The 19,191-nt window shown below is 71.0% G+C and carries 23 protein-coding genes and 1 pseudogene; 12 read left to right on the top strand and 12 right to left on the bottom strand.

The genetic code is table 11. From position 1 onward, the window contains the following. Positions 1–56: 56 nt before the first annotated feature. On the top strand, positions 57–731 hold the full coding sequence (locus A0130_06115) for an HxlR family transcriptional regulator (GenBank protein ID ANF31299.1): 675 nt from the start codon (positions 57–59) through the stop codon (positions 729–731). Positions 732–877: 146 nt separating this feature from the next. On the opposite strand, the gene A0130_06110 is transcribed toward A0130_06115, so the two are convergent. Further along, a complete protein-coding gene (locus tag A0130_06110; protein ANF31298.1) occupies positions 878–1,723 on the bottom strand; it encodes a hypothetical protein in 846 nt (281 codons plus the stop codon). Positions 1,724–1,907: 184 nt separating this feature from the next. Between A0130_06110 and A0130_06105 the strand changes: the two genes are divergently transcribed. Further along, positions 1,908–2,474: a hypothetical protein gene (locus A0130_06105; GenBank protein ID ANF31297.1), complete on the top strand. Its 567-nt coding sequence runs from the start codon at positions 1,908–1,910 to the stop codon at positions 2,472–2,474. 148 nt (positions 2,475–2,622) lie between these two features. Next, complete coding sequence (locus tag A0130_06100; protein ID ANF31296.1) at positions 2,623–3,552, top strand: hypothetical protein; 930 nt, start codon at positions 2,623–2,625, stop codon at positions 3,550–3,552. A gap of 34 nt (positions 3,553–3,586) precedes the next feature. Here the strand turns inward: A0130_06100 and A0130_06095 are convergent, their stop codons facing one another. The 3 genes from A0130_06095 to A0130_06085 all read right to left on the bottom strand — a co-directional run bounded on the left by A0130_06095 (position 3,587) and on the right by A0130_06085 (position 5,478). Beyond that, the gene (locus A0130_06095; GenBank protein ID ANF31295.1) at positions 3,587–3,916 is read right to left on the bottom strand and encodes a hypothetical protein; all 330 of its coding nucleotides are present in this window, start codon (positions 3,914–3,916) and stop codon (positions 3,587–3,589) included. 7 nt (positions 3,917–3,923) lie between these two features. After that, a complete protein-coding gene (locus A0130_06090; GenBank protein ANF31294.1) occupies positions 3,924–4,727 on the bottom strand; it encodes a hypothetical protein in 804 nt (267 codons plus the stop codon). A gap of 70 nt (positions 4,728–4,797) precedes the next feature. Then, a complete protein-coding gene (locus A0130_06085; GenBank protein ANF31293.1) occupies positions 4,798–5,478 on the bottom strand; it encodes a helix-turn-helix transcriptional regulator in 681 nt (226 codons plus the stop codon). 416 nt (positions 5,479–5,894) lie between these two features. Between A0130_06085 and A0130_06080 the strand changes: the two genes are divergently transcribed. Together A0130_06080 and A0130_06075 are read left to right on the top strand one after the other, a co-directional pair. After that, positions 5,895–7,067: a hypothetical protein gene (locus A0130_06080; GenBank protein ANF31292.1), complete on the top strand. Its 1,173-nt coding sequence runs from the start codon at positions 5,895–5,897 to the stop codon at positions 7,065–7,067. 134 nt (positions 7,068–7,201) lie between these two features. Beyond that, positions 7,202–7,543 carry a transcription initiation protein gene (locus A0130_06075; GenBank protein ANF31291.1) on the top strand — a complete coding sequence of 114 codons (342 nt, stop codon included), beginning with the start codon at positions 7,202–7,204 and terminating at the stop codon, positions 7,541–7,543. Here A0130_06075 and A0130_06070 read toward each other — a convergent pair. Together A0130_06070 and A0130_06065 are read right to left on the bottom strand one after the other, a co-directional pair. Next, on the bottom strand, positions 7,525–8,121 hold the full coding sequence (locus A0130_06070) for a methyltransferase type 11 (GenBank protein ANF33318.1): 597 nt from the start codon (positions 8,119–8,121) through the stop codon (positions 7,525–7,527). The two genes, A0130_06075 and A0130_06070, sit on opposite strands and share 19 nt — an antisense overlap. A gap of 98 nt (positions 8,122–8,219) precedes the next feature. Next, positions 8,220–8,657 carry a hypothetical protein gene (locus A0130_06065; GenBank protein ANF31290.1) on the bottom strand — a complete coding sequence of 146 codons (438 nt, stop codon included), beginning with the start codon at positions 8,655–8,657 and terminating at the stop codon, positions 8,220–8,222. 106 nt (positions 8,658–8,763) lie between these two features. Between A0130_06065 and A0130_06060 the strand changes: the two genes are divergently transcribed. Together A0130_06060 and A0130_06055 are read left to right on the top strand one after the other, a co-directional pair. Beyond that, the gene (locus A0130_06060) at positions 8,764–9,339 is read left to right on the top strand and encodes a hypothetical protein (protein ANF31289.1); all 576 of its coding nucleotides are present in this window, start codon (positions 8,764–8,766) and stop codon (positions 9,337–9,339) included. Between the two features lie 259 nt (positions 9,340–9,598). Then, on the top strand, positions 9,599–10,219 hold the full coding sequence (locus A0130_06055) for a molecular chaperone DnaJ (GenBank protein ID ANF31288.1): 621 nt from the start codon (positions 9,599–9,601) through the stop codon (positions 10,217–10,219). 143 nt (positions 10,220–10,362) lie between these two features. Here A0130_06055 and A0130_06050 read toward each other — a convergent pair whose 3' ends face one another. From A0130_06050 to A0130_06040, 3 genes are read right to left on the bottom strand one after another with little or no spacing between them, the layout of a single operon-like run. After that, positions 10,363–11,070, bottom strand: a complete 708-nt coding sequence (locus tag A0130_06050) for a hypothetical protein (protein ANF31287.1) — start codon at positions 11,068–11,070, stop codon at positions 10,363–10,365. Next, positions 11,067–11,537 (bottom strand): hypothetical protein, encoded by a 471-nt coding sequence (locus tag A0130_06045; protein ID ANF31286.1) that lies wholly within the window; start codon positions 11,535–11,537, stop codon positions 11,067–11,069. Before A0130_06045 ends, A0130_06050 begins: the two co-directional genes overlap by 4 nt. Further along, positions 11,528–12,124: a cholesterol esterase gene (locus A0130_06040; GenBank protein ANF31285.1), complete on the bottom strand. Its 597-nt coding sequence runs from the start codon at positions 12,122–12,124 to the stop codon at positions 11,528–11,530. Before A0130_06040 ends, A0130_06045 begins: the two co-directional genes overlap by 10 nt. Positions 12,125–12,277: 153 nt before the next feature. Here A0130_06040 and A0130_06035 point away from each other — a divergent pair, with 153 nt between their 5' ends. Next, entirely contained in the window at positions 12,278–12,865 is a 588-nt protein-coding gene (locus A0130_06035; GenBank protein ID ANF31284.1) for a TetR family transcriptional regulator, read from the top strand. Here A0130_06035 and A0130_06030 read toward each other — a convergent pair. Together A0130_06030 and A0130_06025 are read right to left on the bottom strand one after the other, a co-directional pair. Further along, entirely contained in the window at positions 12,862–13,185 is a 324-nt protein-coding gene (locus A0130_06030) for a hypothetical protein (GenBank protein ANF31283.1), read from the bottom strand. The two genes, A0130_06035 and A0130_06030, sit on opposite strands and share 4 nt — an antisense overlap. A 146-nt stretch (positions 13,186–13,331) precedes the next feature. Next, positions 13,332–14,165, bottom strand: a complete 834-nt coding sequence (locus A0130_06025; GenBank protein ID ANF31282.1) for a hypothetical protein — start codon at positions 14,163–14,165, stop codon at positions 13,332–13,334. Between the two features lie 194 nt (positions 14,166–14,359). Between A0130_06025 and A0130_06020 the strand changes: the two genes are divergently transcribed. Continuing rightward, positions 14,360–14,998 carry a methyltransferase type 11 gene (locus A0130_06020; protein ID ANF31281.1) on the top strand — a complete coding sequence of 213 codons (639 nt, stop codon included), beginning with the start codon at positions 14,360–14,362 and terminating at the stop codon, positions 14,996–14,998. Between the two features lie 119 nt (positions 14,999–15,117). On the opposite strand, the pseudogene A0130_06015 reads toward A0130_06020, so the two are convergent. Beyond that, positions 15,118–16,542 (bottom strand): annotated as a pseudogene (locus A0130_06015) (MFS transporter). Between the two features lie 72 nt (positions 16,543–16,614). Here A0130_06015 and A0130_06010 point away from each other — a divergent pair. Genes A0130_06010 through A0130_06000 form a run of 3 tightly spaced genes read left to right on the top strand, consistent with a single transcriptional unit; the run spans position 16,615 to position 19,097 of the window. After that, positions 16,615–17,271, top strand: coding sequence for a transcriptional regulator (locus tag A0130_06010; protein ID ANF31280.1), 657 nt, complete (start codon positions 16,615–16,617; stop codon positions 17,269–17,271). After that, complete coding sequence (locus A0130_06005) at positions 17,268–18,518, top strand: hypothetical protein (protein ID ANF31279.1); 1,251 nt, start codon at positions 17,268–17,270, stop codon at positions 18,516–18,518. Before A0130_06010 ends, A0130_06005 begins: the two co-directional genes overlap by 4 nt. Positions 18,519–18,569: 51 nt before the next feature. After that, positions 18,570–19,097 carry a hypothetical protein gene (locus A0130_06000; GenBank protein ANF31278.1) on the top strand — a complete coding sequence of 176 codons (528 nt, stop codon included), beginning with the start codon at positions 18,570–18,572 and terminating at the stop codon, positions 19,095–19,097. Positions 19,098–19,191: the final 94 nt, after the last annotated feature.

Below are 19,191 nucleotides of genomic sequence, written 5' to 3'. Positions count from 1 at the left end.
GCTTCACAAAATAAAGCACACTGCAATTAATGAAGTCAAGTGCTAATCTTGGGGTCATGACGAACCAGCACTACGGCCAGTTCTGCGGCCTGGCGCGCGCGGCCGAGATCGTCGGCCAGCGGTGGACGCTGCTGATCCTCCGCGACCTCAGTGTGGGGCCCCGGCGCTACTCGGAGCTGGTGGCCGGGCTCCCCGGCATCCCGACGAACACCCTGGCCTCGCGGCTCAAAGAGCTCGAGGACGAGGGCATCGTCGAGCGGATGGCCCCCACCGGCGCCGAGCGCTCGGTCGTCTACGCGCTGACGCCGCGCGGCGAGGAGCTGGGGCCGGCGCTCGACGCGCTCTCCCGCTGGGGTGCCGGCGGGATGCGCGCGCCGCGTGAGGGGGAGATCGTGACCACCGCATCCATCACCGCGGCGCTGAAAGTGGCCGCGGGAGACGGCGTGGTTCCGGCGGACTGGGACACCGCCTACGAGGTGCACGTGGCCGACGTGACCTCGCACGTGATCATGCGCGACGGCGTCATCGTCGTCGGACCGGGGCCGGTCGACAGCCCGGACCTGGTCATCACCGCGGGTCCTCAGATCCGCGACGTGATGGCGGGCGAGCTGGACGCGACCACCGCGGTGGCGACGGGAGCGGTGCAGCTCGAGGGCGACCCGGCCCTGTTCGAGCGGTTCGCCGAGAGGTTGCGGGTGCCCTTCAGCGCGAACGTGCCGGCGCTCGGCTGATCCTCGTCACCGGCTGCGGGCCGCCCCCGCGGCGCGCGTGAAGGCATGCGACAGCGAACCGGCTCGCACGGGATTCGGCGGCGCCGCGTGCGGGATGATCTGGACCGTGATCTCCGGTTCGTCCTCGCTGCTCGGGCCGCTCACGGCTATCCGAACTCGATAACGCCGTTGACGGTGTCGAAGCGCGCGACCAGGCTCGGGTCCGCGTCGCTCACCAGCACGACCGCATAGTTCCGGCGGTCCGGCGACACGGTGTAGGTCAGTGTCGTCCCCGCGGGCAGGATCGCCAGCACCCGCTCGGGCGTCACCGAGAAGGGGTCGACGACGAGGCCGCCGCTCGTCACAGCGAGAGCAGGTGACTGCAGCCCGTCGGGACCGCGCGTGAACTTCAGGCCGAACTGAAGCGTGCCGAGAGCCTGCCCCATCGACATCCGGTCGGCGACGGGACGCGCGGGCGCGGCCTCGGGCGCTGGCGCGGGTGCAGGTAGGGGTGCCGGTTGAGGTTGGGCGGCGGCAGGCGTCGCGGGCACAACCGGGGGAGCGGCGACCTGCTGGGAACCGGGGAGGCGGACCGTTGCCGAGGCGGGCGACGTGGTTAGCGTGTGAAACGAGACCGCTGTGGTGCCCGCGGTCAGCAGTCCGGCGCCGATGACGGCCATCGGGATGAGCACCGACCATGCGGCACCCGCGTGGGGGCGCGTTCGCCAGGCGGCGATACCGAAAACGACCGCGGCGATGCCGCCGAAGAGGCCGAACAACGGCGAGATGCGGCCGGGCAGCTGGGATGCGCCGTACAGACCCAGGACCGCGCCCGCGCCGACGAGGAGGGCGAGGATGCTCCACGTCCACGATCCCCGACGGCGCGGCGGGATGATCGGCCGGTACGCGATGGGCGGCAGGCTCGGCGGGGGAGCACCGCGGCGCGGCGACGGGCTTTCGTCCCAGTAGCGTCCGCCGGCGAGCCAGTCTCGTGGTCCCGAATCGTTTCCCACGCCACCCCCGACATCGCGTACACCGATCCGACGCTAGTGGGCGCCGGGCGCGGTCGCGGTCCCCAGTTGGAGGCGCATCCACACGTCGTGACCTCAACTGGGGGAGCCCCCGGCGCCCGCTGGGCCGGCGCATCTGCCAGGATGACTCCGGCGCTCCGGGTGGGGCGCAGACTGGGGGATCCGCGTGACCGACGCCACCGACGACCGTATCGAGCCGATTGCTGATGCTCAGCCGACGGAACCGACGGAGCCGCAGCAGGAGCAGCAGCTCCCCGGGCAGCAGCTGCCCGACGCCCAGCCGTTCACCGAGCCCGAGCGCGTCGCCCGCGGGCTGGCGCTCGCACTGCTCGTCATCCCGGCCGGCGTCATCGTGTGGACGATCCTCTGGAGCATCGGGTTCATCGCATCCATCGTCTCGTGGGGCGTCGCGGTCGGGGCCGTGTGGCTGTACCGGCGGGGGTCCAAAGCCCGCGTGACGCGCGGGGCGTTCTGGGGGATCATCGCCATCGTCGTCGTCACGGTGGTCCTGAGCCTGCTCGCCGGGATCTTCACCGACGTGGTCGCGGCGGTCGGCATCCCGTTCACCGAGGCGCTCACCAACTCGAAGTTCTGGGATGTGTACTTCGACAACGTGTTCAACAACGGCGACATGTGGCAGGCCTACCTGCCGCAGGTGCTGCTGGCGCTGCTGTTCGCGGCTCTGGGATGCTTTATGACGCTGCGGCGGCTGGCGCGCGAGTCGCGCGGCTGAGCGGATCGTCTCCGGCCGTGCATCCGGTTCTCGGTGCGACAAATCCACCCCAAGTGGGGCCAGCGACCGTCCGCACGCGCCGGTAGCGTGACCACGTGGCTCGCGGCGACGACGGTCGGCGCGGAGCCGGGACGACCTGGGGGAGCCGATGACCGACGCCGCGCTGCCGGTCGCGGGATGGTACGCCGACCCGGCCGACGGCACCCGCGCGCGCTGGTGGGACGGCGTGGCGTGGACGCAGCACACGCGCATCCACCCGGCGCACCCGGACGCCGTCGCGACCACGGCCGCCGAGCCTGCCGTGGTCGCAAGCGACCCGGAGCCCCCGCCGGCGCCGGCACTTCCGACGCGCCGCTCCCGTCGCGCAGCCGAGGCGGCGAGCGAAGCCCCTCAGCCGCACCCGGTCGTGCTCGCACCCGTCCCCCAGACGACCGCTACGCCTCCCGGAGCCCCGCTCGCCCCGCCGGCGCCCCTCGTCCCGCTCGCCCCGCGAACCGGTTACACCGCCCCGCACCCCACCGTCGCTCCGCCCGTCTCGTGGACGACGCCACCGCCTCCTCCGCCGCACCAGTACGGCGGGCGCCTCTACAACCCGGCCTACGACGCGTACCACGGCAAGAACTCGGCAGCCGCCTGGGCGCTCGGGCTCGGCATCGTCTCCGCGGGGCTGCTGCTCCTGCGCGAGCTGCTCGGTTCCACCCCCGGGCTGACGGGCATCGGCGCGCTCATCTGGGGGATCGTCGGCACCAGCCGGGCGCGGAACATCGGCGTCGGGATGGCCCGCTCGGTGGTCGGGCTCGCGCTGGGCGGGCTGACGACCGTCATCTCGCTCGCGAGCCTCGTCGTCATCGGGCTGGGCGCGGTGGGCCCGCATGACCACACGCTGCTCGAGAGCGACATCGTGCGGACCTTCTCGACGCGCACGGGGCTGTCTGTCACGGCGGTCTGCCCGACCTCCCCGCCGTTGACCATGGGAACCACGTTCGAGTGCACGGCGACCGACAGCTCGGGCGTCGTCCATCCCGTGCAGGTTCACGTGCAGGATGACAAGGGCTCGCTCGGCTGGACGAGCCAGTAGGTCAAGCCGACGCCGAGAGCCCTACCCGTCCGGGCTATCCGCGCGACGCCGAAAAGGCATACGCCTCCTCCGCGAGCGACTCCCAGACCCCGGGCGCCTCATCCGTCACCACCAGCCACTGCCGCATAGGCGTCTTCTTCCCCGCCTGGAAGGGCTCGCCGACGGATGCGGCGATGAGCTCCTGCACACGCTCGGCCGGCAGCTTCACCACGAAGCGCTCGCCGCTGGAGACCATGCAGAACACGGACCCGTCGACCCGGAGGGCGTCGGAGCCGAAGCGGCGAGGGCCGCCGGACGGCGGAGTGACCCCGGGGCGGCCGACGAACGCGGTCACGATGTCGTCGAATCTGTCGTGGACGGCCATCGGGAGCCTAGGGGCGCTGTGCCACGTAGAGGACGCCGGTGCGGGTGCCGAGCGTCGGGCCGACCGTCTCCGCTTCCTCCCGCATCTCGTCCGCCGCCTCGTCCCCGAGGGTGTCGCGGACCTCGTCGAGGTTCGCCACCCAGACCTCGTACATCCGTCCTAGCTGCTCCGCCCAGCGGGGGATCTCGATCCGCTCCACGACCTGCAGGCCGCCGGCCTGGATGATGGGACGCCAGTCGGGCACGGCCTGGGGACGTCCGTCGTCGGACTCGTCCGCCGTGAACGCGTAGCGACCGCCGGGGCGGAGGATGCGCGCCGCCTCGCGCACGGCGGCGATGCGATCCGTCGCGAAGAAGATCGCATCGGCGCACAGGGCGGCGTCCGCGCACTCGTCGGGCAGTCCGGTGTCGACGAGGTCGCCGACCTGGAACCGGGCGCGTCCCTCATCCACCCGCTGGCTCGCCCGCTTCGCCGCCTCCGCGACCGCGACTGCGGACCAGTCGACGCCGATGAGGTCGGCTCCGGTCTCGCGGGCCACCCACAGGCTCACGCCGGCGCGGCCGCATGCGATGTCGACGAGGGTGCCGCCCTCCGGGATGCGCAGCTGCTCGACGAAGGTGCGCAGCGTCCACCCGGTCGACATCCCGTACGGGTCCACGCCGTCCGGGTAGTCGTCGCCGTACGCCTCCCGGGCCAGGCGCGCCATGATCGTGTCGGCCGCCGCGTCGCCGTGGGCCGCGTCGAATCCCTCGGCGGTGACTCCCGGGCGCGGGGGCACGACGGCCCCGGGGATGTCGATGGACTCCGTCACGCGCTGACCTCCTGCTCGGCTGCCGACATTCTGTCGAGCCGGGGCGCCGGCGGGAAGGGGATGCGGCGATTCACTCGCCGGCGCCGACCCAGCGCTCGATCCGCCGATGGTCGGGCGTGAACCCGTGCTCCACGCCCCAGAGCACCGCCTGGGTGCGGCTCTCCGCCCCGATCTTCCGGTACACGCTCCGGATGTGCGACTTGACCGTGTTCGGACTCAGATACGTGAGCTCGGCGACCGCCGCATTGCTCTTGCCCTGCGTGATCAGGGCCAGGATCTCGGACTCGCGGTCGGTGATCCCCTCCTTCCGACCCGGCCAGTCGAGTTCGTCGGCGCTACGGGCGCGTTCGGGCGAGTCGCTGACCACGATCTCGCCGGCGTTGACGGCTTCGAGCGCCTCCACCAGCTCCTGGGCCGACAGCGTCTTCGAAAGGTAGCCATGGACGCCCTGCTCACGCGCGCTGTCGATCAGCTCGGGATGGAAGTTCCACGTGTAGACGACGACGTGCCGCGCCCGCGGGTTCTTCACGAGCTCGCCGATCTGCGCGTGACCGGACTCCGGCTGGGCGAACGCGTCGTACAGCACCACGTCGATGGATTCGGCCAGCGGCTCGTTGGTGTCGATCTCGACGACCTTCAGCCGGTCGCGGAAGTCGTCGAACATCCGGGCCAGCCCGAGCAGCACGACGTCGTAGTCGTCCACCAGCGCGATGGTGACGGGCGTGCCGGATGCGGCCGAAGCCTCGGACATGGCGGCACATTACACCCCTAGGGGTGAGGTCGGCCCGCTCCCGCGGTGGTTGCGTGGAGGCGTCAACAACTCCACCGGAAAGGGTCGTGTCATGAACATCCTGCTGATCGTCATCGCCGTGATCGCCATCATCCTGCTGCTCACCGGAGGCTTCGTGTCGTCGCTGAACTTCCTGCTGTGGGTGGGGATCGTCCTGCTCGTCATCGCCGCCATCATCTGGCTGGTGCGGATGCTCACAGGGAGCCGGCGCGTGTGAGAAGGGGCTGGGGGAAGCCCTCGGGGACAGTCGGCCGACGGCGGCGGGTGGACGTGGATCCACCCGCCGTCGCCGTGCTCTAGCCTCGCCCCCGCTCGCAGTGCTAGGTTCGCGGGTGTTTTGGGGGGAAGACGTGGCCTATCGATGAGGATAGGGAGTCATGTCGATGAGGAGATCGAACATCGCCATCCGTGTGGGCGCGCCCGCACTGCTCGTCGCGGCGCTGATCGCCGCCGGCGCCACCTCCGCCCAGGCGACCACGCAGGCGCACCCGAGACCGCCGGGCGGCACCGTGCAGGTGGTCGTGTCCGGGCTGGACAACCCGCGGGGGCTGACGTTCGGGACGGGCGGCCAGCTCCTGATCGCCGAAGCCGGGCACGGCGGCACGCAGCCGCTGGGCGGCGGACCCGAGGGCGACCAGTACGGCGGGCTCACCGGCAAGCTCGGGGTGTGGGCGAACGGCGTGCTGACGCATCCCGTCACCGGCCTGTTCTCGGCGGCCGACCAGTCCGGTATCGGCGCGGAGGGCCTGGTCTCGGTGGATGCGCAGGGGCGGTGGGTCACCGGGCAGATCGCGCTGAACACGTCGCCGATCCCGCCGGTTCCGCCGGGGAACCCGATCATCGATGCGGCGCGGGCCCAGCTCGGGCGCACGATCGCGATCGACCCGCGCTCGGGCAGGTGGGCGCCGATCGCGGCGACCGGTGACGCGGACTACGCGTGGACGGCGGCGCACAAGGATCTGGTGCCCGACCAGTTCCCGGACGCCAACCCCAACAGCGTGATCGTCGTCGGGAACACGCGGTACGTCGCGGACGCCGGTGCGAACATCCTCGCGAAGGTGGACAAGTACGGCTCCGTCTCGACGGTGGCGTTCATGGGCGTCCCGGCCGGATCGGTCACGGACAGCGTGAGCACGTGCGTCGCGAAGGCGCCCGACGGGTCCTTCTACGTGACGGAGCTGCTCGGCGGCACCTACGCGCCGGGAGGCGCTCGCGTCTGGCAGATCTGGCCGAACGGCGCCGCGCGCGTCAAGTGGACGGGCTTCAGCACCATCCAGGGCTGCGGCTTCGACGGGTCGGGCAACTTCTACGTGACGGAGTTCCAGGTGAACGGCCTCAACCCGGGGCCGGGCGGCAACCCCGCCGGAGACCTGGTCAAGATCAGCCCGAACGGGAAGCGGACCACGTACGGGACCGGGCAGCTGTTCTTTCCGTCCGGCTTCGCCTTCCGGGGCGGCAGCGCGTACGTGTCCAACTGGTCGATCATGCCCGCGACGGGCGGCCCGAACGGCGTGAGCGGACAGGTGGTGCGCATCAACGTCGGCGAGTGAGTGCTGGAGGGGCGTCCCGTCATGAGCGGCGGGGCGTCCCTCTGCGGTGCCGTCGACATCCGCTCTCCATCTCGCTATCGTCGCGGGTGACCGTGCGCGGAGGCCGGAGGGGCCGGCCGGAGGAGGGGGCACCGATGTCGAAGTTCATGATCTCGTTCCCGAGTGGCGAGATGCATTTCCGGCCGGAGGAGTTCGACACGGTCGTGGCGGAGTCGCACGCCGTGATCGAGGAGATCAAGCAGGCCGGCGCCTACGTGTTCGGCGGAGGGATCGACGAGACCGTCCCGCCGGTGCTGGTGTCCGCCGAGGGCGGCGTCCGGGAGGGGACATACCCGCAGACGTCGCACCTCGAGGGCGGGTACACGATCATCGAGGTGCCGACCCGGGATGACGCACTGCTCTGGGCGTCGAAGATCGCGAAGGCGTGCCGCTGCGATCAGGAGCTGCGGGCGTTCGGCTACGACCCGGCGTCGTAGGAGAGCTCGGCGATCAGGAGCTCGTCGGCGCCGTCGGTCCACGTCTGCGTGCGGGCCACGCGGAAGCCGGCGGGAGCGACCGTCTCGGTCAGGTGCGCGACGGAGTCGAACGGGGAGTGATCCGACGTGCCGGGCGGCGGGGCCGCGCGGTGACGGGTCGGGTCGACGGCGACGAAGGTCGCGGTGACCGCCCGGCCGCCCGGGCGGAGGACGCGCGCCCACTCGGTGATGGCGGCGTCGGGATGCGGGAAGAGCTGCAGTCCGGTGACGCACGTCACCAGGTCGAAGGACGCGTCGGGCAGCGGGAGGCCGGCGGCGTCGGCGACGACGAGGTCGGCGTCGGGAAGGTGGCGGCGGGCCTCGTCGATCATGCCCGGGGAGAGGTCCACGCCCGTGAGGGGACCGGCGAAGCCGCGGTCGCGGAGGGCGCGCAGCACCAGGCCGGTGCCGGTCGCGACGTCGAGGACCGTGTCCACGCCGTCGAGGGCGATGAAGGCAGCGACGGCGGAGGCCAGGGCGCGGTGCATCGCGGACTCGTCGTAGGTCGGGGCGCGGCCGTCGAAGCGTTCGCGGACCATCCGCAGGTGGTCGTCCGCGGATGCGGGCGCGGGGGTGTCGTGCCGGTCGGTCACGTCGGCAGCCTAACGCCAGGCGGGTGACGCGGACACGCCGCCGCTCAGCCGGCGGCCTCCTGCAGCTTCGCGATCTCGGCGCGGGCGGCCTGCACCAGCTCGTCGTTGGTGTGGGCGTGACCCCACAGGCCCCAGCCGCCGGGAGCGGCCTCGGTGAGGAGCACCCACGTGCGGTCGGCGAGCCGGGCGTCGCCCGCGGCGTCGGCGACGAGGGCGGTCAGCCGCTCGACGACGGCGAGCTGCTTGGCGCGGTCGAGAGCGCCGGCGTTCGTCAGCACCTGCACGCGCACGTGGTCGCCCGCGCCGTCCACGTCGGCGAGGTGACCCGAGGGCAGCTCGTGGACGAACGCCGCCGTGTTCGAGCGGAACATCGGGATGTCCGGCACGCCCTCCACCTCCTTGACGGTGGCCGCGGCGGCTGTGGCGAGCGCGTGCGGGGCGGCGAAGGTTCCGGCGGGAGCGTAGATGTCGATCATGGGCATGGCGGCCTCCTGAGGCTCGACGAGGAGAAGTGGATGGTTCGAGCCTGGCAACAAGCGCCATTATGATGAACGTCATAATCCGGATTTGTCGATACGGAGGCTGCCCATGGAGGACACCCGCGACCGGATGCTCGACGGGGCGATCCGACTCCTGGCGTCGAAGGGCGTCCACGGCGCGTCTCTCGGCAAGATGCTCACCGAGACGGGTGCGCCGCGCGGCTCGATCTACCATCACTTCCCCGGCGGCCGGAACCAGCTGTTCAGCGAAGCGCTCGACCGCACCACAGCGTCCCACGACCGCTGGGTCGCCGAGCATTCGGCTGGCACGGCGGTGAGCGTGACGGAGGCGTTCCTCGCGTTCTGGCGCGCGGTGCTCGAAGGGTCGGAGTTCGAGTCGGGATGCCCGGTGCTCGCGGTCACGGTGTCGGCACCGGACGGCGAGCTGTTCGACAAGGCGGGTGCCGTGTTCGCGTCGTCGATGGAGCACCTGACCGGCCTGCTCGAGCGTGCAGGCGTCGCGCGCGCGGAGGCAGTGGAGTTCGCGACGGTGCTCGTGTCGTCGGCCGAAGGGGCGGTCGTGATCGCCCGGGTCCAGCACAGCGTCCGGCCGTTGGACGCGGTCGGGGCACTGCTGCTGCAGCGGGCCCGCGAACTCGACGCGGCCGCGGCGACCGCCGCTTAAAAGATTGCGGCGGCCGACTCACCCGAACGTCGACCGCCGCGCACCGGGAATGCAGTACAGCTGCCCGCCCCCTGCGGTTCAGCCTGCCATCCGGTTGTTTAGTGCACACACTAAACGACCGGCCTCGGAAGTCAACCCCGTGGGCCGGCGGATGTTCGGATGTTCACCTCGAGTTCACGTACGGCGGCCGCGACCGCATCCGGAGCCAGGCCATCCGGGACTCTGTGGAGAGCGGGTCGGCCCGGCGTACTGTGGACACATGGCCCGCAACCGTGACGAGAACCGTCGCGCGCCTCGCCAGTCCGACCCGCTCGTCGAGGCCGCGCGCTACCGGCTGCGACGCGACGCCGAGGCGCGTGGCGAGCAGGTCGAGGAAGCGAACGCGGGCCAGCCCTCGATGGACCAGCGGGCGCAGATCGTCGAGACGGCCATCCAGCAGGCGATCCGGCGCGGCGACTTCGACAACCTCCCGGGCGCGGGCAAGCCGCTCCCGGGGTTGACGGGCACCCACGACCCGGACTGGTGGATCCGCCGCAAGATCGAGCGCGAGCAGCTGACCGGCCTCGGTCCGCCGGCGCTGATGCTGCGCACCGAGGACACGGAGCTGGACGCGCGGCTCGACCGGCTGGCGTCCGAGGCTGCGGTGCGCGAGCACCTCGAGGGGTTCAACCGCCGGATCGTCGAGGCGCGGCGGCAGCTGCAGGGCGGACCGCCGGTCGTCACGCCGACGCGCGACGTCGACGAGGAGGTCGCCCGCTGGCGGCAGCGACGCGAGGAGCGCATCCGGCAGGCCGACGAGACTCGTCGCGCGCAGCAGGAGGCCTGGGCCGCCCTCTCCCGCCGGGAGCGCCGCCGCCTGCGCCGCGAGAACGGCCGCTGAGCAACCGCATCCCGCGCTACTGGTCCCAACACGCCGTTACGGCCGCCGCCATAACGGCGTGTTGGGACCACCAGATCGGCGAGGAGTCGCAACACGCCGTTATCGCCGCCGAATAACGGCGTGTTGCGACCCACGGACGCGGGTTACTCCGACAGGTGCTGGTGCGGTGCGGTGAAGTGGATGCTGTCCGCGGTCACCCCGACGAGGCCGAGCGTCACGCGCAGCAGCTGCGGCGGGAGGCCGTCGGCGGGCGGAGGAGTCGCGGCGCCGAGCGTGATGCCCTTGCCGTCCGGGCCGGTCGCGGTCACCGAGTCCAGGTAGACCTGCACGTTGCCGCGCAGCGCCATCTGGTCGGCGGTCGTCGCGAGCTTCGGGCCGGTGTCCTTGCGCACGGTCAGGCTGAAGCCGTCGATGGTGATGGCGTCGGCCGAGATCTTCAGCACCGGGATGCGGCGGCCGTCGGCCAGGGGGACGGTCACCACGCTGATCCCCTTGAGTCCGGAGAACGAGAGGGAGCGGCTCCCGAGCTGCGCGGGCGGCTGCGTGAAGACCGGGGCGCCGCCGTCGGGACCCGCGGGCGTCGAGGGAGCGGTCGGCGTCGGCGTCGCACCCGGGACGACCGGCACGCCGGTGGCACCCGGGACCGGCAGCGCCGGCACGCCGGGAAGACCGGAGCCGGACGACGGGGAGGGCGTCGGCGTGGGGCTCGGCGAGCTGCACGACGTGAACAGCGGGATGCACAGCGCCGCCGGAGCCGTCGTCGGCACGCGGGCCGCGCCGATCCCGGCCAGGGCGGCCGCGACGCAGGCGATCAGGGCCCCCGCGACGACCCCCGAGCGTGCGCGCCTCATGCGGTCGTGCCTTCCCGCGGGGCGGGAGCCGGCTCGTCGTCGACCGCATCAGCGTCGTCCACGGCGACCGCGTCCTTCTTCGGCATCCACGCCACGGTCAGGATGCCGCCCACCGTCGCGAGCAGCATCCCGATGAAGAAGCCGCCGAGGTTCACGCCGATCAGCGAGTACACGGCGACGGCCAGCGCGATCACCCCGTAGAAGATGCGGTGCGCCGGCATCGCGATCGCGAGCACGCCGAGCAGCACCAGGAGGATCGGGATGATCGTCGCCTGCAGGCCCTCGATGCCCAGCTGCACGTGGATCTTGCCGATGTCGAGCTGCCCCGAGAAGAACAGCTCGATCCCGCCCAGCGCGGTCAGGACGCCGCCGAGGAACGGACGACGGCGCCGCCAGCCGCGGAAACGCGCCCAGGCGCCCTCGGTGGGCGACGCGTCCGCATGGTGTGCGGCCACGATCAGAAGCATCCCTTCGAACCGTCGGTCAGCTGCACGTGCATCCCCGTGAGGGTGAAGACCGAGGCCTGCGTGCTCCACGCGGTCTGCTGGAGGTTGGAGATGGTGACGGTGTCCGAGTCCTGCGCGAAGTCGCCGGCCGAGCCCTTGGCGGCGGTGTTGACGGTCGAGGCGTCGACGCCGATGCGGATGTTGTGGAACTCCGAGTCGCCCTTGAGGTCGGTCATGCCGATCTGCAGGTCGGATGCGCTGGCCGGCTTTCCGTCGCCGCCCGCGGTGATCAGGATGCCCGCCTTGCCGAGCGGCGTGTCCGTCACGACCGACTGGCAGAGGTCGGAGAGCGTCGCCGACTTGATGTTGGCGATCGCGACCTGGTGGTTCTTGCCCGCGGTGTCCGGCGCGACACCGGCGTACTGCGAGAACCCGGTGCCGTCGAGCTTCGACGCGCTGATCTGGAACTGGCTGCCGGAGACGGCGAACGAGACGGGCACGGCGCCCTGCGCGACACCGGCCATGAGCACGGTGGACACGACGGCCACGGGGACGGCTGCGAGAACGATCCGTCCGGCGTGCGACCCGGCGAGCTTTCGGAACTTCATCGATCCTCCTGTTCGGGGGACTTGACAGCGTCGGCGCGGTCAGGTCCAGGAGCGAGCCTAAACGTTATTGACCGTGTGTCAATAGTTGGTGGATGCATCCATTCGTGTATCCGCACAGTCTCGGCGGCCGGGGGCGGCGGTTAGGCTCGACGCATGGAATCCGACCGGCGCACCAGGCTGACGCCGGACGAGCGCCGGGCGCAGCTCGTCGCGCTGGGCGTCGCGTTCCTCGCCGACAACCCGCTGGACCAGCTGACCATCGAGGAGCTGTCGGCGCGGGCGGGCGTGTCGCGCGGACTGCTGTTCCACTACTTCGGGTCGAAGCAGGGGCTGCACCGGGATGTGGTGCGGACCGCGCGCGACAGCATGCTGTACGCGACGGAGCCGATCGCCGGCCTGCCTCCGCTGGAGCGGCTCCACGACACGCTGACGCGTATCGTCGCATTCGTGCGCGAGCACAGCGGGACGTTCTACTCCCTGGTGCGCGGCGTCGCCTCCGCGGATACGGAGGTGCGCGCGGTCGTCGAGGAGGCGCGCGGCGAGCAGGCCGAACGGGTCATCGCGGTCTTCCTCGAACTCGGCGTGCCGGACACTCCGATGCTGCGCATCGCGCTGCGGTCCTGGATCGCCTTCGCCGAGGAGGCGCTGGTCGAGAGCGCGATCGGCACCGACCTCCCGTCGGAGGACATCGTCGGCTTCCTCGAGCGCAGTGCCCGCGGGGTGGTGGAGGCGCTGGGCTAGATGCCCTCCTCCTCCACGTCCTCCTCGGTCAGGACGCCGTCGTCGACGTCCTCGCCGTCGTGCTCGTCGTAGACCGGCTCCGCTTCGCGAGCCTGGCCGCCGGTCGGGCCGTCGTTGCCGTCGCCCGGGCCGGGCCAGATGGTCTCGCCGGCCACCGCGTCGTTGGTGACGAGCTCGTCGGCGAAGTCGGCCTCAGCCTCCGGGTCGTTCAAGGCGTAGTCGACGTCTCCGTCGGCCGGGTCGGCCCAGCCGGGCGTCTCGCCCGCGTCGGTCTCGCCGATCTCGACATCGTCGACGCCGTCCTCCGGGATGCGCTCCATCCTCGTCCCCTCTCGCTCGTTCCTGCTGGGACCGTACACCCACGCGAAAGCCCCCACTATCGAGTCCGCAAAGAGTGCACGCGACACGCCGAAGCGGTGTGCAGTCTGTGCGGACTCGACGGTGGGGGCCGTCGAGGAGGGAGGGTTCAGCTCGCGGTCGGGAAGGTGATCGTCTTGCCCGAGCCGGCGTCCTTCACGGCCGCGTCCTTGAACGCGGCGAACTGCTGCGCGTTGGTGAAGCCGCCCTGGTAGCGCTCGCCGTTCACGAACACGGTCGGGGTGCCGAAGCCGCCCGAGGTCGGGTTCTTGAGCTGCGAGTTGGTGGTCGCATCCTGCGTCATGTTGGTGATGAAGTCTGCGTAGGTCTGATTGTTCACGCAGTCGGTGATGGACTTCGAGTCCACGCCGTTGTCCTTGAAGATCTTGAGGATCTCGGCGTTCGTGAGTCCTGTACCGGTCTGCTCGTCCGGCTGGTTGGCGAACAGCGCGGCGTTCAGGTCGAAGAACTTCGACGGCTCCGAGTTCGCGACGCACGACATGGCGGCCGCGGCGCGGGTCGAGTACTGCTTGTTCTGCGAGCTGTCGAGGATCGCGACCGGGTGGATCTCGAGCGTCGCCGATCCCTCGTCCAGCCACTGCTTGATCTGGCTGTTGTTGGTCGTCTCGAACTGGTCGCAGTACGGGCACTGGTAGTCGAGCCAGATCTGGATGTGCGCGGTCTTGCCATCGAGCTGCATCTTGGTCGGCGTGGGCTGCGCGCCGCTCTTGATCGCCGGCGTCTCGGTCGCCTTCGTGGCCGAGGTGAGCAGGAGCCCGCCGCTCGCCATGTTCTTCGGATTCGCGGCGCTCGAGCCGGCGCCGCCGACGCTGGTGAAGATGACGACGCCGATGATGGCGAGCACGGCGACGATGCCCACGATGACCGAGCTCTGCACGATCACCTTGCGGCGCTTGGCCTTCTTGGCGGCCTCCTCGCGCATCTTCCTGGCGGTCTCGCGCGCCTCCTCGCGGCGGTCGCGTTTCGTCGGACCCGAGGTCCCCCTGCCAGTTGCCATTCAGCTCATCCCATCGAACGGTGGTCGGTTTCCTTTGAATGGTATTGGGATTTTGCTTTGAAGCGGCTGTACCGGGTGCCCTACCGTGGAGGGATGGATCCGATGGAACGAGCCAGTTGATGTCCGACAGCGCAGCCGGACGTGCGGGCGACGGTCCGAACGAGGGGCGCGACACCGCAGGCGCGGAGTACGCCGAACGCCTGCGTCGCCTCGACGCCTCGTGGTGGCGGCGGACGCTCAACGTCCAGGCGCCGTACCGCTGGAACATCAGGCGGCTTCACCTGGGCCGCGTCCTGGATGTGGGAAGCGGACTTGGCCGCAATCTGGCCCACTTAGGCAACAACGGCGTGGGGGTCGACCACAACCCGGAGTCGGTGGCCATCGCCCGTGCGCGCGGCCTCAACTCGTTCACGAGCGACGAGTTCCCGTCGACCGAGTATGCGAAGCCGGGCACGTTCGACTCCATGCTGATGGCGCACGTGGTCGAGCACGTCGACCCGGACTTCGCGGTCGAGCTGGTTCGGATGTACCTGCCGTACGTCAAGCCGGGCGGCCGGGCGGTCTTCATCACGCCGCAGGAGCGCGGCTACGCGAGCGACGCGACGCACGTGTCGTTCATGGACTTCGAGGGGCTGCACCGCTTGGCGGAGCGGGTCGGGCTGACCGTCGAGCGCGAGTACTCGTTCCCGCTCCCGCGCGCGGCCGGCAAAGCCTTCACCTACAACGAGTTCGTCGTCCTCACGCGCATCCCGGCCTGACCCTCGCGCCGAAGGGCAGCTTGTTGCGGTCGACACGCCGCGACAGTGCGCAACGAGCTGCCCTTCGCGAGGAGAGAGGAGGGGGGAGGTGACGCGCCGCTATTCGGCGGGGGCGGGAGAGCGGCTGAACTCGACGTCCTCGACGCGCGAGCGGGCATCGCGAGAGCCGCCACGATCGTGAGGATCGCCGCCACCGCGACCGCGACGAACACCGCGGTGGAAGCGGCCTGAATGGTCGCGGGGGCCTTCGTCCCGCTGGCGGAGCCTGCGATGATCGCGTTGGCGATCGCGCCGAAGACGGCGACGCCGACGGCGCTGCCGATCGAGCGGGCGAACAGGTTGCTGCCGGTGACCACGCCGCGCTCGTTCCACGGGACGCTGGACTGCGCGGCGATCAGCGTCGGCGTGGCGATCAGGCCCATCCCGAGGCCGACCACGAAGCAGCTCAGCGCCACGAACAGCACAGACGGGGCGACGGAGGTCGCGGCCAGCGCGATCGCACCGACGATGGCGATCCCCGTGCCGAGCAGCGCCGTGTTCCGGAAGCCGATCCTCAGGTAGAAGCGGCCCGAGGCGCTCGCCGCGATGGGCCAGCCCAGCGTCAGCGCGGCGACCGCCAGGCCGGATACGATCGGCGCGACGCCGATGGTCCCCTCCAGGTAGGTGGGAACGTACGACGTGAGCCCGATCAGGATGGCGCCGACGCCGAGCGAGATCAGCGTCGTCGTCACGAGCAGCCGGCGGGAGAACACCCAGAGCGGGAGCACGGGCTCGGCGGCGCGTCGCTCCACCAGCACGAAGGCCACGAGCAGGACGGCCGCGATGGCGAAGGCTCCGATGCTCCAGACGGAGTTCCACGCCCACGCCTGGCCGCCCTCCAGCACCGCCAGGATGAGCAGCGTCATGCCGCCGGTCAGCAGAACGGCTCCGGCGTAGTCGATGCGGTGCCTGCGGGGCTCGATGCTCTCGTGGAAGGTGCGGATGAGCATCCACGCCGCCAGCACCGACAGCGGCACGTTGACGAAGAAGATCCACCGCCACGACAGGAACTGGGAGAACACACCGCCGAGGGTCGGGCCGACGACGGACGAGATCGCCCAGACGCTGGCCAGGTAGCCTTGCGCCTTCGCACGCTCGGCCACGGTGTAGATGTCGCCCGCGATCGTGATCGCCATCGGCTGGATGGCGCCGGCGCCGAGACCCTGCAGCGCGCGGAACGCGATCAGCGCGGGCATGCTCCAGGCGAAGCCGCAGAGGATCGACCCGACGAGGAACAGCGCGATCCCGATGAGGACGATCGGCTTGCGTCCGACGGTGTCCGACAGCTTCGCGTACACCGGCACGGACACGGCCTGCGCCAGCAGGTAGACGGAGAACAGCCACGGGAACTGGGCGAAGCCGCCGAGGTCCTGCACGATCGAGGGGACCGCCGTCGCGAGGATCGTCGAGTCGATCGCGACCAGTCCCGTCGTCAGCATGAGGGCGATGAGGATGGGGCCGCGCTCGGATCGGAAGCCGACGCTCGCTCGGGTTGGTTCGTTCATATCTGTCAACAAGTCTCGCACCCGAGGCGGCATTCCTTGACGTGAAAGAAATCGTGCGACAAACTCTGAAACATGTCTTTCACATCGGGTGACGAGCGCACCGCCGAACACCGCGAGGAGCGTCGTGCGACGGTCACCGACCCCCGCGCGCTGCGGGCGCTCGCGCACCCCCTCCGCCTCGCCCTGCTCGACCACCTGATGTCGTTCGGCCCCCGCACCGCCAGCGAGTGCGCCGCCGTGGTCGGCTCCACGCCCTCCAACTGCAGCTACCACCTGCGCGCGCTCGCCAAGGTCGGGCTGGTGGAGGCGGCGGATGCGGAGGACGGCCGAGAGCGTCCCTGGCGGTCCGCTGCGACCGGGCTGAGCTTCGGCCGGTCGGAGGACCCGGAGTTCGCGATCGGCTCCGACACGGTCGAGCGCGCGCTCGCCGATCGGCAGGTCGACGACGAGGGCGCGCTGGTGCACCGTGCGATCGCCCAGCGCGACGAGCAGCCGGTGGAGTGGCGCGAGGCCAGCATGCTGAACGGGTACGCCCTGAAGCTGACGCCCGCCGAGCTCCGCGAGCTGGGGGAGCGACTGGATGCGCTCATCCGCCCGTACATCGCCCTCACCCGCGGCGACGCGCCCGACGGCAGTGACGTCGTGGCGCTGCACCTCAACGCGTTCCGGCACCCGGACGCGATCGCCGCCGCCCGAGCGCTCGAGCAGGACCGAGGGGCCGCGGAATGACCGAGACCGAGACTCCGCCGCGCGCCCGCTCGCCGCTGCTCCGCCGCGACTTCGCGCTGGTCTGGACGGCCGGCCTCGTCTCCGACACCGGGGACTGGCTGCTGATGATCGCGCTGCCGTTGTTCGCCCTGTCGGCGACCGGCTCGGCGCTGGGCGCATCCACCGTCTTCCTCGTGGAGCTCGTGCCGATGCTGCTCGTCGGCAGCTTCCTCGGGGTGCTCGTCGACCGCTGGGACCACCGTCGGACGATCGTCGTGGTCGCACTGCTGCAGGGCGTGCTGCTGCTCCCGCTGCTGTTCGCGAGCGCCGACCGGATGGGCATCGTCTACGCGGTCGCGGCGGTGGAGGCGGTGCTCGGCGCGGTCATCAACCCGGCACGGCAGGCGATGATCCCGCAGCTGGTGGGCGGCGATCAGCTCGCTCGCGGCAACGCCCTGATCGCCGTGAGCGACAACCTCGCGCGACTGATCGGCTCCCCGCTCGGCGGCCTGTCGTTCGCGCTGTGGGGGCTGCCCGGGGTGGTGATCGCGGACGCCGCGTCCTACCTCGTGACCGCGGGGCTCGTGGCGCTCAGTCGTCCCCATCCCGTCGCCGCACCCCTGGACGGCGAGGCCGCCGCCACCGCCGAGAAGCGCATCCTGCGCGAGTGGGTGGAGGGTCTCGCGCTGATCGCCCGGTCGGCCACACTGCGCACCCTCGCGCTGATCGCCGCGCTGGGCGGCGTCGCGCAGGGGCTCTTCCTCGTGCTGTTCCTCGTCTACGTCACCCAGAACCTCGGAGCCGGCGACACCGGCGCGGGCATCATCCGCGGTGTGCAGGCGATCGGCGGCGTGCTGGGCGGCCTGGTCACCGGCCTGATCGCTCGCCGGCTCGGGCCGCGGTCGATGATCGGCGGAGGCTACCTGGTGTTCGGGATGCTGTCCCTCCTCACCTGGAACCTCGCGCCGTTCACCACGGCGCTCTGGATCTACTGCGGCCTCTTCATCGCGATGGGCCTCCCCGCGGTCACCACGGCCACCGGCGAGATCACCCTCGTGCAGACCGCCGTCCCGCCGCGCGCGCTCGGCCGCGTGATCGCCGCCATGACCACGGTCGACGGCGCGGCGCAGGCGGTGGGGCTGCTGCTCGGCGGCCTGCTGGCCGACTCGCACGACATCGTGCCCATCCTCGATGTGCAGGCGTCCCTCTATCTGCTGTGCGGTGTGATCGCGATCATCGCCCTGCGGGGCACGCGACGTCTTCCATAACCGCGGCGCGGGGGAATAGCCTGGCGCCACCGTGTCCCTCGGAGGTGTCTGATGCCGTTCCGCCGCTCGCTCGTCCGTCGCACCGCAGCCGCTGCGGCCATCGCGGCCGCGACCCTCGGGGGTCTCACCGCCTGCGACCTGTTCGCGCCGCAGGACACCCTCTACATCGAGGAGGCGAGCGTCGGGGTGAGCGCCACCGTCGGCAACGTCTTCGTCGGCAACGCCGTCCTCGTGCAGGGAGAAGGGGACACGGCCAACCTGGTCACGACACTCGTCAACACCGGGAGCGACACCGAGAAGGTGACGATCAGCCCGTCGGGCGGCCAGCCGATCGACGTCACGCTGAAGCCGCGCCAGACCAAGCACATCGGCAACCCGCCCAGCGAGGAGTCGCTCGTGACCGGGGTGGAGGGCAAGCCCGGCGGCCTGACCTCGGTCTCGGTGACCAGCGGCGGCAACTCGGTCGGCCTCCAGGTCCCCATCGTCACGGGCGCGCTGCAGCCCTATGGGACGCTGACCCCCGTCCCGCAGCCGACCTCCACCGGCTCGCCCACGCCGACACCGACCCCGACGCGCTGACACCGCGGGCGTCGGCCTCGACGCTCAGCGCATGATATTGACGCGAAACCCGCCCGGGTTCCCGCTGATTCACTGGATGTGAACGTAGGGTGTC

Source organism: Leifsonia xyli, assembly GCA_001647635.1.
Taxonomy (GTDB): domain Bacteria; phylum Actinomycetota; class Actinomycetes; order Actinomycetales; family Microbacteriaceae; genus Leifsonia; species Leifsonia xyli_A.
The sequence above is the reverse complement of the archived record's forward strand: the minus strand, read 5'-3'. Positions and strand labels throughout refer to the sequence as shown.

Bases quoted from the DNA above. Each gene is read 5' to 3' on its own strand.
- A0130_06050 (ANF31287.1), bottom strand. From the start codon at position 11,070: ATGAGGCGCGCACGCTCGGGGGTCGTCGCGGGGGCCCTGATCGCCTGC.
- A0130_06100 (ANF31296.1), top strand. From the start codon at position 2,623: ATGACCGACGCCGCGCTGCCGGTCGCGGGATGGTACGCCGACCCGGCC.
- A0130_06085 (ANF31293.1), bottom strand. From the start codon at position 5,478: ATGTCCGAGGCTTCGGCCGCATCCGGCACGCCCGTCACCATCGCGCTG.
- A0130_06005 (ANF31279.1), top strand. From the start codon at position 17,268: ATGACCGAGACCGAGACTCCGCCGCGCGCCCGCTCGCCGCTGCTCCGC.
- A0130_06040 (ANF31285.1), bottom strand. From the start codon at position 12,124: ATGAAGTTCCGAAAGCTCGCCGGGTCGCACGCCGGACGGATCGTTCTC.
- A0130_06020 (ANF31281.1), top strand. From the start codon at position 14,360: ATGTCCGACAGCGCAGCCGGACGTGCGGGCGACGGTCCGAACGAGGGG.
- A0130_06070 (ANF33318.1), bottom strand. From the start codon at position 8,121: ATGGTCCGCGAACGCTTCGACGGCCGCGCCCCGACCTACGACGAGTCC.
- A0130_06025 (ANF31282.1), bottom strand. From the start codon at position 14,165: ATGCGCGAGGAGGCCGCCAAGAAGGCCAAGCGCCGCAAGGTGATCGTG.
- A0130_06000 (ANF31278.1), top strand. From the start codon at position 18,570: ATGCCGTTCCGCCGCTCGCTCGTCCGTCGCACCGCAGCCGCTGCGGCC.
- A0130_06010 (ANF31280.1), top strand. From the start codon at position 16,615: ATGTCTTTCACATCGGGTGACGAGCGCACCGCCGAACACCGCGAGGAG.
- A0130_06095 (ANF31295.1), bottom strand. From the start codon at position 3,916: ATGGCCGTCCACGACAGATTCGACGACATCGTGACCGCGTTCGTCGGC.
- A0130_06060 (ANF31289.1), top strand. From the start codon at position 8,764: ATGGAGGACACCCGCGACCGGATGCTCGACGGGGCGATCCGACTCCTG.
- A0130_06055 (ANF31288.1), top strand. From the start codon at position 9,599: ATGGCCCGCAACCGTGACGAGAACCGTCGCGCGCCTCGCCAGTCCGAC.
- A0130_06035 (ANF31284.1), top strand. From the start codon at position 12,278: ATGGAATCCGACCGGCGCACCAGGCTGACGCCGGACGAGCGCCGGGCG.
- A0130_06115 (ANF31299.1), top strand. From the start codon at position 57: ATGACGAACCAGCACTACGGCCAGTTCTGCGGCCTGGCGCGCGCGGCC.
- A0130_06080 (ANF31292.1), top strand. From the start codon at position 5,895: ATGTCGATGAGGAGATCGAACATCGCCATCCGTGTGGGCGCGCCCGCA.
- A0130_06030 (ANF31283.1), bottom strand. From the start codon at position 13,185: ATGGAGCGCATCCCGGAGGACGGCGTCGACGATGTCGAGATCGGCGAG.
- A0130_06065 (ANF31290.1), bottom strand. From the start codon at position 8,657: ATGCCCATGATCGACATCTACGCTCCCGCCGGAACCTTCGCCGCCCCG.
- A0130_06045 (ANF31286.1), bottom strand. From the start codon at position 11,537: ATGCTTCTGATCGTGGCCGCACACCATGCGGACGCGTCGCCCACCGAG.
- A0130_06075 (ANF31291.1), top strand. From the start codon at position 7,202: ATGTCGAAGTTCATGATCTCGTTCCCGAGTGGCGAGATGCATTTCCGG.